This window comes from Haloferax sp. SDI50 (genome assembly GCF_059802635.1).
This window is the reverse complement of sequence record NZ_JBPULL010000002.1, coordinates 282,925-295,732: the sequence shown is the minus strand read 5'-3', so window position 1 is coordinate 295,732 and position 12,808 is coordinate 282,925. Positions and strand designations below refer to the sequence as shown.

11 protein-coding genes are annotated in these 12,808 nt (G+C 68.4%); 5 read left to right on the top strand and 6 right to left on the bottom strand.

Going from position 1 to position 12,808, the window contains the following annotated elements; translation table 11 throughout:
* Nucleotides 1-28: 28 nt before the first annotated feature.
* A complete protein-coding gene (locus tag ACSR87_RS16270) occupies nt 29-385 on the top strand; it encodes a DUF5658 family protein (RefSeq protein ID WP_498531279.1) in 357 nt (118 codons plus the stop codon).
* Nucleotides 386-419: 34 nt separating this feature from the next.
* On the opposite strand, the gene ACSR87_RS16265 is transcribed toward ACSR87_RS16270, so the two are convergent.
* From ACSR87_RS16265 to ACSR87_RS16245, 5 genes are all read right to left on the bottom strand, one after another.
* Entirely contained in the window at nt 420-2,273 is a 1,854-nt protein-coding gene (locus ACSR87_RS16265) for a hypothetical protein (protein WP_498531278.1), read from the bottom strand.
* A 7-nt stretch (nt 2,274-2,280) separates the two neighbouring features.
* Complete coding sequence (locus ACSR87_RS16260) at nt 2,281-3,036, bottom strand: signal peptidase I (RefSeq protein WP_498531277.1); 756 nt, start codon at nt 3,034-3,036, stop codon at nt 2,281-2,283.
* On the bottom strand, nt 3,033-4,742 hold the full coding sequence (locus ACSR87_RS16255) for a TasA family protein (protein WP_498531276.1): 1,710 nt from the start codon (nt 4,740-4,742) through the stop codon (nt 3,033-3,035). The genes ACSR87_RS16260 and ACSR87_RS16255 overlap by 4 nt, the downstream gene beginning before the upstream one ends.
* Nucleotides 4,743-4,918: 176 nt before the next feature.
* Complete coding sequence (locus ACSR87_RS16250) at nt 4,919-5,551, bottom strand: TasA family protein (RefSeq protein ID WP_498531275.1); 633 nt, start codon at nt 5,549-5,551, stop codon at nt 4,919-4,921.
* A gap of 198 nt (nt 5,552-5,749) precedes the next feature.
* Entirely contained in the window at nt 5,750-7,738 is a 1,989-nt protein-coding gene (locus ACSR87_RS16245; RefSeq protein ID WP_498531274.1) for a helix-turn-helix domain-containing protein, read from the bottom strand.
* A gap of 253 nt (nt 7,739-7,991) precedes the next feature.
* Between ACSR87_RS16245 and ACSR87_RS16240 the strand changes: the two genes are divergently transcribed.
* The 3 genes from ACSR87_RS16240 to ACSR87_RS16230 are packed head-to-tail and all read left to right on the top strand — an operon-like array spanning nt 7,992 to nt 10,516.
* Entirely contained in the window at nt 7,992-9,698 is a 1,707-nt protein-coding gene (locus tag ACSR87_RS16240; RefSeq protein WP_498531273.1) for a sensor histidine kinase, read from the top strand.
* 57 nt (nt 9,699-9,755) lie between these two features.
* Nucleotides 9,756-10,121, top strand: a complete 366-nt coding sequence (locus ACSR87_RS16235) for a DUF8064 family membrane protein (protein WP_498531272.1) — start codon at nt 9,756-9,758, stop codon at nt 10,119-10,121.
* Entirely contained in the window at nt 10,118-10,516 is a 399-nt protein-coding gene (locus tag ACSR87_RS16230) for a hypothetical protein (RefSeq protein WP_498531271.1), read from the top strand. The genes ACSR87_RS16235 and ACSR87_RS16230 overlap by 4 nt, the downstream gene beginning before the upstream one ends.
* Before the next feature lie 257 nt (nt 10,517-10,773).
* Here the strand turns inward: ACSR87_RS16230 and ACSR87_RS16225 are convergent, their stop codons facing one another.
* Entirely contained in the window at nt 10,774-11,745 is a 972-nt protein-coding gene (locus ACSR87_RS16225; protein WP_498531270.1) for a DMT family transporter, read from the bottom strand.
* A gap of 199 nt (nt 11,746-11,944) precedes the next feature.
* On the opposite strand from ACSR87_RS16225, the gene ACSR87_RS16220 reads away from it, so the two are divergent.
* On the top strand, nt 11,945-12,733 hold the full coding sequence (locus tag ACSR87_RS16220) for a helix-turn-helix transcriptional regulator (RefSeq protein WP_498531269.1): 789 nt from the start codon (nt 11,945-11,947) through the stop codon (nt 12,731-12,733).
* Nucleotides 12,734-12,808 lie beyond the last annotated feature (75 nt).

Sequence of the window (12,808 nt, the reverse complement as noted above, 5' to 3'; positions counted from 1 at the left end):
TCATATCCCAGTCCCCGAAATGAGAGGTGTGTCACGCCTACGTCATCTCCGGCTCGAAGACACGCCGTTCGAGGTCAGAGAGTTCTCGCTGCTCTGGCTCATCGCGCTGGCGACCTACGGCGTCGGCGACATCGTCACGACGCTGACGATTCTCTACTACGAGCGCCGGTTCGACGAGGCGAACGCCCTCCTCGTGGCGAGCACGGACGCTCTCGGACGGTGGGGGCTGGTCCTCCCGAAGCTCGCGGTGTTCTTCCTCTGTCTCGGCATCTGCGTCTACGGCGCTCGCGTGGGCGACAAGGTGCTGTACTACCTGCCGCCGGTCACGCTCGCCGTCATCGGGGCGTTCGCCACGGCGTTCAACCTCCGGCTCTTCGTCGGCTGAGCGACGAGCGACGGAAAAACGAGGCGCGAACGGCTCAGTCGGTCGCCTGTTCGAGCGTGAAGACGAACTCCACGTCGACGCTGTCGGTCTGTATCTCGTTGCCTGCCGTCTCCCGAATCTGCCACTCGACGACGAGCGACAGCGACTCCCCGCCGTCAAGTCGGCCGAGCGAGACGGATTCGTTCCACACGTCGGCGAAGTCGAGATACGTCGTCTCATTTCCGAGCACGTAGGAACTCGTCCCGTTAGCTCGCTCGACGCGGAGTCTGACGGCGAGCGCCTCGTGGAGTTCGCCCTCGTCGGCCCCGCCGGTCGAATCGACCGCTAACTCGGGGCCGGAGCGACCGTTTTCGGCGGACTCGAACGGCATCGAATCCAGCGTCAACACGCCGGGGTCGCGCCCGCGGTTGGTGAGCGTCCCCGTCGAGTTGCCCGCGGAGCCGGGGGCGACCGACTGGGTGTCGAGAAGCGAGACGCCCGCCCCGCCGGAGCCGAGTTCGAGGTCGACGCCCGCCGGGGCGCTCCCGGCGGTGTTCTCGACGGTCACGTCGAACGACGCCGTCTCCTCGGTGCGGGCGACCTCGGTCGAGTCGCGGAACAACACCGCGCTCACGGAGACGTAGCCCGTCGTGACGGTCGTCTCGCCGTCGTCGGTGGCGGCGAAGCCGGCGGTTCGGTTGCCGTCGGCGTAGGTCACGTCGGAGCCGAGCGCGGTAGCGATGTCCACCGGACTCGGTTCCCGGAGAGTGACGCGACGCTCCTCCTGCCAGCCGTCGTCGGGAACCCACGTGTTCACCACGAGAACCACGCTGTCGACCGTGCCGGTCCACGAGAGCGTCCCGGTCACGGGGCCGCTGAGCGTCCCGACCGTCCCGTCGGCGCTGCGGACCGTCGCCGGGTCCGCGGCCTCGACCGTCAGCGTCGGGTCGGGCGACACCGACGATTCGGCCGTCGTCGTTTGACTGTCGCCGGAGCCACCACCTCCACCGCCGCCACCGCCGCCACCGCCAGTTCCAGCGCGTGCCGTGGTGGTCGGGGTTGAACTGCTCGTCGGCGCGGGCGTTGGCGTGGGCGACGACGGGGGCGGGTTCGGCGTTGTGGTCGCGCTCGGCGTCGACGCGGGTGTCGGAGTGTCCGGGTCTTCGAACTGGTTCGTTTCCTCCGGTGGGGCGTCCGGCGTCGGCGGCGGGGGGGTCACGGTGACGGTCGGCGGCGACGGCTCGGGGTCGTCGCCACGGAGGTCCGAAAGCACGTCGTTGATACCGCGGTCGTCGAGGACGCGGTCGATGCTTCCGGGAGCGGCAAAGCCGGTTCCGACCAGCACGATGCCGATGACGACGAAGACGAGAAACACCCGGCCGACGACCTGCGAGAACTGCGGCGAGAGCGTGCCGAAAAGTCTCGCCGGCAAGAGCGAGGCGAGCGACAGCGGAAGCGGGAACAGGCCCGCACGCGGCGGGCGGTACTCGACCACCAGCGCCGTCTCGGTCGGCCGGTCGCCAGGTTCGACTTCGTCGCCGACGCCGACCGGACGCGTCTCGGTCCGCGGCCCGTCACCCTCGTCGGAAGAGGACCGCTCGCGCTCGCGTTCGACGAGCGTGGCGTCACCGTCGACGCCGACGAACGACGCCGACGGCGGGTCCCAACGCCGGACCGCCCGGACGACGCCGTGGACGGGGAGACGCTCGCCGGGGAGACAGAGGACGCGGTCGCCCCGCGAGAGACGGTCGAAGTCGACCTCCTCGAAGCGCTCGGCGTCGTCGTCGCGGTCGGCCGCCGCCGCGTCGACGAGGCGGCGACACCGCGTCGCGTCGGCGAGCAGGAGTTCGGGCGACCGCTCCGGCGTCCAGTCGAAGTCGAACGCATCCCCGTCGTCCGAGCCGGTCACGAGAGATTCACCGCCCGTCCTCGGAGGGCTCGTCGGTCGCCGTCGCGTCAGAAGCGCGGTCGGCTGGGTCGGTCACCCACACCATGTCGCCGGGCGAGTCGGAGGACGCGGAGGCGGAGGCGGACGCCGAGGGCGACGGGTCGACGACCGCAACGGGCTCCGAGAGACGGACGCCCGTTCGCTCGGGGGAGAGCGTGACGCCGCCGTCGGAGGCGCTGACGTAGCCAGTTCCGGTCTCGGTCGCCGCGTCGGCGTACAGCGAGTAGAGTTCGGTCACGACGAGGAGCGCGCCGGGGAGGATGACGAACAGGACCAAGCCGAGCCTCGACTGGGCGAACCGCGCGGCGAGGCCGAGGTACGGGACGTGGAACCAGACGCGGCCGACGACGCGGTCGGCGGCGACGGGGTCCGAGTCGATATCCTCGTTGGCGTCGCCTTTCGTCCGGAACACCGGGCTGTCGCCGCTTCGGTCCATCGCGACGACCCGGTGGGTCACGCGGTCGGTCCGCTCGTCGGTGATGGCGCTTCCGGCCGCTCGGTAGGTGATGATGTCGCCCTCCGAGATGTCCGCGGGCGGCACGTCGCGGACGACCACCACGTCGCCGGCGTCGAACGTCGGTGACATGCTCCCGGAGAGGACGGTGTAACTGGCGTCGGCCCCGAAGGCCTGCGGCGCGGCGAGCACGACGACGAGCGCGACGGCGACGAGGAGGACGACGCCGCCGAGGACGCGGGCCGCCGCGGCGAGGCGAGACCAGTTCATTGGTCGGTCGTCTCCGTCGTCATCGCCTGCTCACTGTCGTCGTCGCTGTCGTCAACTTCGGTCTGCGTGCTAGGCTCGTCGGTCTCACCATCTGCATCCTCGCCCGGGCGATGCTTCTCGTCGGTTCCCTCGTCTGCTTCAGCTGTGCCGCTCTGGTCGGGTTCTCCGACTGTATCGTTGACCGTGCCGCTCTGGTCGGGTTCGTCGCCTGCGTCTTTGCTCGTGCGACTCTCGTCGTCTCCGCTTGTTTCGTTGACCGTGCCGCTCTCGTCAGCTTCGGCTGCGTCCTTTTCCTCCGAGTGGGGCTCGTCGTCTCCGTCTGCTTCGGTGATTTCGTCGCTCTCGTCGTCTTCGTCGCCTTCAGCGGCTTTTTCGACCGGGTCGCGTTCGTCCGTGTCGACTTCAGCCGCTTCGATATCGTCTTCGGCGCTGGTGTGGTGATGGTTGCCGCCGTCGGTCTTGACGTCGACGCGCATCACGAGGTCGTCGGGGTCGGCGTGCGAGTAGTGGTGCCACGAGAACCGGAGTTTGCCGGTGAGCGAGAACGACCCGTCTATCTCGCGGCGAATGCGGACGTGGTTCGTGCCGGTCGCGTCGACCGAAACGTCTGCGAGGCTGCTCGTCCGCCCGTCGGCGGTGAGTTCGAGGTCCGAGACCGCGACCGACGACCACGCGGCCGAGGCGGAGACCGTGACGCCGAGCGCGACCACGTCGTCCGCGCCGACGCCCTGCCCCTTCTGGCCGTATTTGTCCGGGTACTCCGTGTCGCCGACGGTCATCGTCACCTTGCTGCCGTCGAAGTCGACGCGGAACGATTCGGTTCGGCCCGAGACCCACGCGCGCTGCCAGTCGTTGTTCTGCTTGTGGAGGCGGGTCTCGAAGGGACCGGAACGCTTCAGCACCGCGACTTCGTAGTTCTCCGGCTCCGAGTTGCCAAACACGAACCCATCGTAGGGCTCGCCGTAGCGGGCGACCGTCGCCCAGTCCCAGCCGCCCATCGCGTCGCGGGCGCTGCCGGAGCCGGACGTCGAATCGTCGTCTCCGTCGTCATCGCCGGCCTCGCAGGTCGCGCCGCCGTCCGAGTCGGCTCGCTGGTCGAGCGCGAACCGGAGGTCGACGCCCGCGATGTCCGAGGCGACTTCGTTGCCGGCGCTCGACGGGAGTCGCCACGCGATGGAGAACTCCACCGACTCGCCGGAGGCGAGTTCGTAATCGAGGTCGAACGTCTCGTCCGCGACGAAAATCGAGTCGAGGGTCGCGTAGTCCGAACTCCCGCAGAGGTACGTCTTCGACCCGTCGGGGGCTTCGAGCCACGCGCGGACTTCGAGCACCTGCGCGAGTTCGCCGTCGCCGACGCGGGGGTCGTTCTGCGACGGGGGCTCCGACTGGCCGTTCTCGTCGTCGGTGACGCCGAGCACGTCGATGTCGAGGAAGCCGGTGAGCGACCCGCGGTTGCGGAGCGTCACCGACGCGGTGCCGCTGTCGCCGGGCGCGATGTCGACCTCTTCGAGGAACGTGAGTTGCTCGTCGTCGCCGTCGACCGTCAGGTCGAGCGTGCCGACGCCGAACGACGCGTCGGCGCGCTCGGTGTCGGAAAACGCCGAGTAGGTGCCGACGCCCGCGGCGGCGCTTCCGGCGCTAATCGTGAAGAGCCCGCCGAGGAAGCGGCGTCGAGTGAGTGTCAGCGTTGGCGTCTGTTTCGGCATTGAGTGGCGTCGATGAGTGCGTCCGAACGGCCGGGACGAAAGAGGAGACTCGGTCGAAGTGGCTGCGACCGAGTCGCGTCGTCCCCGTCGCCCGCGAACGAGGGTGATTGTTGGCTGTGCTACCGGGTCGTTACCGGCGGTTCTACCGGGTCGTTACCGGCGGTTCTACCGGGTCGTTACTGGCTGTCCCGCTGGTTCAGTTCGAAGTCGAACTGGATGTCGAGCCCGTCGGCCTGGAACTCGTTGCCGGCGCTTTCCTGCATCGCCAGCGCGAAGGAGAACGTCTTCGTCTCGCCGGATTCGAGGTCGATGTCCTGGACGTTCGAGTCGTCGTCGCCGTCGGCCGCGTCGCTGTTCGCCGCGACCACGTCGGCGAGGGTGGCCGAGCCGCCGAAGCGGTCGTCGAGCACGTCGAGGCTCCCGACTTCGAACGTCGTCACGTCGAGGACGCCCGCGAGGTCCGCCACCGAGGCGTCCGCGTCGCCGTCGTCGCCGGCCGTGGCGTCGCTGTCGTTTTCGGTCAGCGTGAGGTCGATGTCGAGACTGCCGTCGAGCGACCCGTCGTTTTCGAGGTCGACTTCGAAGGTGTCGGTCTCGTCGCCGGGCGCGAGACCCGCGGCGCTGAAGCTCGCGGAACTGGCTCCGTCGGCGAGGCTCAGCGTCCCCGCCTGAAGCGTGTTCTCGGTGCTCGATTCGGTGTCGTTAAACAGGGCGAACGTGCCCACGCCGGCGGCGGCGCTTCCCGCACCAATCGTGAGGAGCCCCCCGAGGGCGCGGCGTCGCGTGAGTTTGAATACTTTGTCTGCCATTGAGTTCTCCGTGCGGCCACCGCACACCCACTCCCGTCCGTGATATTCTGGGTGGGGTGACCTTCAGACATCTCTACTCGATTACGCGGCAATAACTCGATACCACCACTATGCGGTATCCGGCAAAAACCGAGCGACGTGATAGCTCCCGACACGGAAGCGCGGAGGAACCGACGAACGCGTATCGGAGCGGTCGGTTCACCGACCGCCGCGCTCGCCGTCGAACAGTTCTGCGAAGACCTTCCGCTGGGCCGCCCGGAGGTGTTGGGTGAACGTCGACCGCGAGACGCCGATGGCCTCGGCGACTTCGGCGGCGCTCCGGCGTTTCGGGCGCTCGAAGTAGCCCGTCCGGTACGCGACTTCGAGCGACTCGCGCTGGCGGTCGGTGAGTCCGGCCAGCACGCTCGCGCCGATATCGGACTCGACGGTCCGGTGGTGCCGCGCGGTCATGGTGACGCTGTCGAAGACGGCCGCGAGCGCCTCGACGAACGGGCCGGCCGGTCGCCGCCGGGGGAGGTCGACGACGACGGTCGCCTCGCCGGCGGCCACGACGACGCGGTGGAGGACGCCGCCCGCGTCGGCGACGGCCGTTCCCAGCGAGGGCGCGGCCGTGTCGAACTGCGCCCGGACGACCCCGCCGTCGGCGGTCACGGCGCCGGGCGTCACCCCGTCGAGGCTCGAAAGCACGTCCGTCACCGCGGCCTCGGACGCGCCGCGAACCGTCACGAAGTAGCGCTCGCTGTCGCCGCGTGGCAACACCGTGTGGACGACGAGTTCCGCGTCGTGACCGAGCGCGTCCACGACCGCCAGAATCCCCGCGTCGGCGTCGCGGACGCGGAGGCTGACGCGGACGACCTCGTCGGCCACGAGCGCCTCGCGGCTCTCGGCGGTGCTGAGGGCGTAGCCGAGCGTCTCCGCCAACTCTTCGAGTCGCCGTCGCTCCCGGTCGTCGTCGGCACCGCGGTGGTAGACGCCGAGAACGCCGTAGTCGACGCCGCCGTACCGAAGCGGGACGGCGACCGCGGTTTCGATACCGTCCGCGCCGGCGGCCGCCGTCCACCCGGCGGCGAGGGCGGTCGCCGTCGCGTCGGACTCGCGTCCGTCGACGCCTTCGACGCCGCGGACGACCGTCGTGCCCTCGCGGAAGGCGGTCAGGCTCGGTTCGGTCGAGTCGCGCCGGGCCGCCGCGTCGGCGTCGAGAACGCCTGCTGTGCGCAGATACGACACGTCGCCGACGACCGCCAGCGGGTCGAGTCCGCCGCCCGCGGTCCGCTCGCCCACCCACGCGACGACGGCGTCGGGGTCGCTCCCGATGTACCGACAGAACGACTCCGCGACCTCCACGCGCGAGGACTGCCGGACGAGAATCTCCCGAATCGCCTCCTTCGTGTCGCGTTCGCGTTCGAGTCGGCGCCGGTGGTGGACCTGCGCCGTGATATCCCGGAGGACGCCGATGGACCCCGGCAACCCGTCGTCGACGACGTAGTCGACGTCGAGGATGCAGTGGCGCGTCTCGCCGGCGCGGTCGCGGATGCGAATATCGAGCGACTGCGGGGCCGACAGGGCGAGCGCGTCGCGGACGCGGGCCCGGTCGTCGGGGTGGACGACCGTCTCGACGATGTCGCCGTCGGTGAGCGCCGCGCGGTCGTAGCCGGTGAGCGTCGTCGCCGCCTCGTTGACGAGGACGACCCCGCCGTCGCGGGCGACGAAGATGGCGTCGCGGACGTTCTCGACGAGCGTCCGGTAGCGCGCCTCGCTCTCGGCAAGCGCGCGCTCGGTCCGGTGCTTGTCGACGGCCGTTCGGACGCGCGTGGCGAGCGCCGCGGCGCTGTCACCGACGCTCGTCTTGACGATGTAATCGTTCGCGCCGGCCGACAGCGCGCTGCTGGCGAGTCCCTCGTTGCCAGCGCCGGTAAAGAGGAGAAACGGGATGTCCGGTCGGAGCTCGCGGACCTCGGAAAGCAGCTCGATGCCCGTCCGCCCGGGCATGTAGTAGTCGCTGACGACGCACTCCACGTCGTCGGTGAGGCGGTCGAGTGCGCCCTCTGGACTGTTGGCCTCCCGAACGTCGAAGTCAGGGGCCTCCTCGCGGAGTCGCTGCACGACGAGCGCCAGCCAGTCGCGGTTATCGTCGACGAGGAGGACCGTGACGGGGTCCGCACTCGTCTCGTCTGTCGTCTCGGTCACGGCGGTTCGGCCGTCCGTGGCACACCGACCGGGATAAGCTGTTCGGGTGACGGGTCCGGGCGGCAACCTGAGAAACATGGACTGTTCGTTTGGTTTGCGCCGACAGCGACGGGATTGACATCCTCCCCGCCCTGAAGGGCGAGGTTTTAGCCTTGAAACTTCCATAATCGCTCGCAAACAGACACCTCTAAATACCAGAGCGGGCACAGAACACGCACCGATGGACGCGAGCAGCGGTCGGGCCCGGTGAGAGATGGACTGGCAGTACACCGTTTTGGTCCTTCCGACCCTCTTTGCGATGAGTACCGCGGTCCTACTCGGGGCGTACAGCCTCCGGCACATGCAGGCCCACGGGCAGTCGTCCGAGCTCGTTACCTTCTTCGCCGTGAACGTCGGACTCGCCCTCTGGACCGGGTTTGCGGCGCTCAAACTCCTGCACACCGACCCGGCGCTGAAGCTGCTTTTCTACCGGTTTCTCTACTTCGGCGTCGCGCCGCTCGGCGCGCTCGCGTTCCTCTTTACGCTCCTCCACACCGACCGAGTCAGCCGAATCACGCCCGGACTGGTCGCGGCGGTCATGACCGTGCCGGCCGTCTTTCTGGCGGTCCTGTTTGCGAATCCGAACGGCCTCGCCATCGAGGCGACGCGCCTCGTCGAGACGAACGGCCTCGTCGTCCTGCGGGTCGACGTCGGTCTCGGTCACGTCGTGTTGCAGTTGCTCTACAACGCGGTGCTCTCCGTGCTGGCTATCGTGCTCATCCTCTACGAAGCGGCCCGGCTGGGTCGCACGTACATCCCGCAGGCGGTGTTGGTGAGCGTCGGTCTCGCCGCCCCGTTCGTCTTCGTCGCGTGCAGTTCGCTCGGAATCCCGCCGTTCAACAACGACGGCGTGAACCTCGTTCCGACCTCGGCCGCAGTCACCTCCGCGGCCATCGGCATCGCGCTCTTTCGCTACCGGTTTCTCGACCTGCCACCCATCGCCTACACGACCGCGATGGAGGAGTCGCCCGACGGCGTGTTCGTCCTCGACGCCGACAAGCGAATCGTCCACGTCAACACCCGCGGTGCGGCGCTCTTAGAGCGCTTCGGCGCGGCCGTCGGCGACCCGGTCACCGCGGTTTCGCCGGACCTCGACCTGACGACGGAGCAAAACGACAGCATCGAGACCACCCGAGAGGGCGGCGAGGCGGTGTACCTCAGCGCCCGTTCCCAGCGACTCGAACGGGGCGACCAGACCGTCGGGTGGGTCATCGTCCTCCGCGACGTGACCGAGTTACACCGCCAAAAGCAGACGATTCTCTCCCAAAACGAGAAGCTCACGCTCCTCAACCAGATCGTCCGCCACGACATCCGAAACGACATGGCCGTCATCCTCGGCAACGCGCAACTGGTCGAGGAGTCGGTCGACGACGAGGCGCTGCGCGAGCGCCTCGACACGATAATCAGGAACGGCGAGCACGCCACCGAACTCACGGTGAACGTCCGGAACCTCATGGCGACGATGCTCGACGACGAGGAGACGAACCGCCCGACGACGCTCGCCGGACCGCTCTGGGCGGAAGCGAGCGCGGTCCGCGACGGAACCGCCGACGCGGCGGTCTCGCTCCCCGACGAGCCGCCGACCGTGACCGTCGTCGCCGACGACATGCTGGGAACCGTCTTCCGCAACCTCCTCACGAACGCGGTACGGCACAACGACACCGACCGGGCCGAAATCGACGTGTCGGTCGAGGTCCGCGACGACGACGCCGTCGTCCGCATCGCTGACAACGGACCGGGCATCCTCGACGACCGAAAAGAGGTGGTGTTCGGCCGCGGCGAAAAGGGGCTCGAAAGCCCCGGCACCGGCCTCGGCCTCTACCTCGTCGACACCATCGTGAGCGGCTACGGCGGCGACGTGTGGGTCGAGGACAACGAGCCCCGCGGCGCGGTCTTCGTCGTCCGCCTACGGAAGGCCTGAGAGCGGGGCGACCGAGCGCCCAAACACTCAAAAAGTCAGAACACAGATAGGAATTCGATGTCCTCCACCGTCCTACCTACCGGCGTCAGTCGGTGGCGACTGGCCGTGTTCGCGGTCATCACCGTCGTTCTCGCCGGTCTATTCTCACTCACCGACGAGCCGGTCAGTCCGGCGCTCGCGGCCATGGGGCTTCTCACCATCGTCTACATAGCCTCGACCGCGGTCGATGCCGTCCGCGAGCATCCCGGCTTCCCGCTCGCCTCCGCGGTGTACACGACGCTCCTGTTCGCCGGCGGGTACGCCAGCGGCGCGCTGTCGAATCTCCTGTGGGGCGTCCTCGCCGTCCTCTCGGCGCTCGGCGTCGTCGTCGAGGCGTACAACTACCGGCACGGAACGAGCTATCTCCGGTTGGATTTCGAATGACGAGGCTAAGCGAAACCGCCGTCGCCGGGGCGATAGCCGCCGCGTCGCTCGTCGTGGGACTTGCCGTTGCCTTCGGTGGCCCGCAGGTCAACCTCGCGGGCGGGGTCGTCTGGACCAGCGCGACCGGCATGGTGCTTCTGCACCTTCGCGGGAAAATCCGCGACGCTCGGAGCGACGAGCCGCCCGAGCCGGGACCCCTCCTGCGTCTGGCCGAAATCGACTACGACCCGCGGTACAACCGGTATCTCGGCGTCGTCCTGTTCGTCCTCGGTCTCGCGGCGTTCGCGGCGGTCGTCGTGGTCAACACGTCCTGGTCGAATACGTTGTTCCTCGTCGGCGTCGGGAACTTCTGTCTGATTGTCACGCTGGCCGCGGTCGCGCTCTCGGATAGATAGCGCAGAGAGCCGAACCGACCACGTCGCCGTCCGCTGGTTTTCGAGGCGTCGGCCAAAAAGACTACTTCGGGAGCGGGTGAGTTTCGCATGTCCGCACGACGCTGTCTGGTCGGCGGACAGGTGACATATCTGCACAGACAGGCGGCCCATCCCGTGCCAACGGTACTCCGACCCTGCCCCCTCGGACTGCCGCCCGATGGTCCGCCCCTACATTTCTACCCTCTTACCGCCGGTTCAGCGAGCGACCGGCCTGCGACTCAGTCGCGCCCCGGAGCAGCGCCCCCGGCGAGACCGGCCACGCGGGACCCGAGTTCGTCGTAGACGCGGACGACCGTGCCGCGGAGCGACTCCGTCGCGAGGACGGCGAAGCCGGTGAAGATAGTCGCGAAGCCGACGACGGTGAGCGTCGAAATCGACTCACCGAGGAGCACCGTCCCTCCGAGCGTCGCGACGATGGGCACGGCGTAGAAGACGAGGTTGCCGCGAATCGGCCCCACGTCGTCGAGGAAGCCGAAGTAGGTGAGGTAGGCCACCGCGCCGGCGAAGACGCCGACGTAGGCGAGCGCGACGAGCGCCGTCGGAGACCACGTAGCCGCGGCGAGCGACTCGCCGGAAGCGACGCTCATGCCGTGGGTGAGCGCCGCGCTGACGGGGAGCGCCCACGCCGTGCGGACGGTGCTCGAAAGCGACGTGTCGGCCCAGCGGATGAGGACGGTCCCGAGCGCGCCGCTGACCGCGCCGAGGAAGACGACGCCCTTCCAGAGTGCCTCGCCGCCGAGTAGGTTCGCGGGGTCGACGCCGACGACGAGGCCGACGCCGAGCAGACCGATGAGCATTCCGAACGCGCCGCGGGTGGAGAGGCGCTCATCCGCGAGAAGCGCCATGGCGAACACGGGCGTCAGAATCGGATTGAGACTGAAGATAATCGACCCGACGCCGCTGGAGACGTGTTCCTGCCCCACGAACAGGAGGGCGTTGGCGAGGCCGATGACGAACACGCCGGTGGCGAGGATGCCGACCACGTCGCGGACCGACCGCGGGAGCAGTTCGGCGCGGGGGCGGGTGGCGACGACGTAGCCGACGAGCAGCACCGCCGCGATGTCGAACCGGAGCGCGACGAACAAAAGCGGCGGCAGGTAGTCGAGACCCGCCTTCGCGGCGACGAACGTCCCGCCGAAGAAGAACGCCGTCAACACGAACAGGACGAGCCGCCGGCGCGTCGCCGTCACCGTCCCACACCTCCGAGCGAGAGACCGAACGCAGAGTGAAGTGAACGCATCTTGGATACACGTACGACTCCCCCACGTATAGTTTGATTCAGAAATCAATTCACGGCAAGAAAAGTCCGCGGCGGTCGAGAATGATTCATGGTATGAAATGATTTCGAGACGCGAAAAGCGTTTAATGGAGCGCGCACAACGTCGCCGCATGGAGTCGGCATTAGACGAGATTGAATTCCTCGCGCTCTCGCAGAACCGCGTCGACGCGCTCAGATACCTCGCCGAGCGGCCGCACTCCAGACGCGAACTGGTCGAGCGAATCGGGGCGTCGCAGCCGACGATGGGGCGAATTCTCAGCGACTTCGAAGACCGGTCGTGGCTCGTCCGCGAGGACGGCGCGTACCGAGCGACGGTGACGGGCGAACTCGTCTCGCGGGGCTTCGACGACCTCGTCGACATCCTCGACACCGACGCCAAACTCCGGCCGGTCGTCGAGTGGCTCCCGACCGACGCCATCACGTTCGACCTCGAACACCTCACCGAGGCGACGATTACCACGCCGAGTCAGGTCCGGCCGAACGCGCCGGTCAAACGCGCCGTGACCCTCCTGAGCGAGGCCGAGGACGTGCGAATCTTCTCGTACGCCTTCAACGAGCAGAACCTCGACATCGTCAGGGAGCGGACCGCCGCCGGCGACCAGCGGTTCGAGGGCGTGTTCTCGTCGGCCGCCATCGACGCGCTCGCCCACGACTCCCAGCTGCGCGAACAGCTCCGCGACCTCCTCGACGCCGACGCGGCCGCCGTCCGCATCACCGACGAGCCGATTCCGATGGCGGCGACCATCGCCGATACGACCGTCCACCTGTTCCTCCGCGACGACAACGGCATCCTGCAAGCGTCCATCGACGTGACGGAACCTGAGGTGCTCGCGTGGGCCGACGAACTGTTCGAACGCTACTGGGAGGCGGCGGAGCCGCTCGACCTCGACCGACTCTGAAAGCGGGTATCACGACCGACCGCGTCGTCGCCCCGTCAACCGACTCACGAGACATATCGGCGGCCTACGAGATGC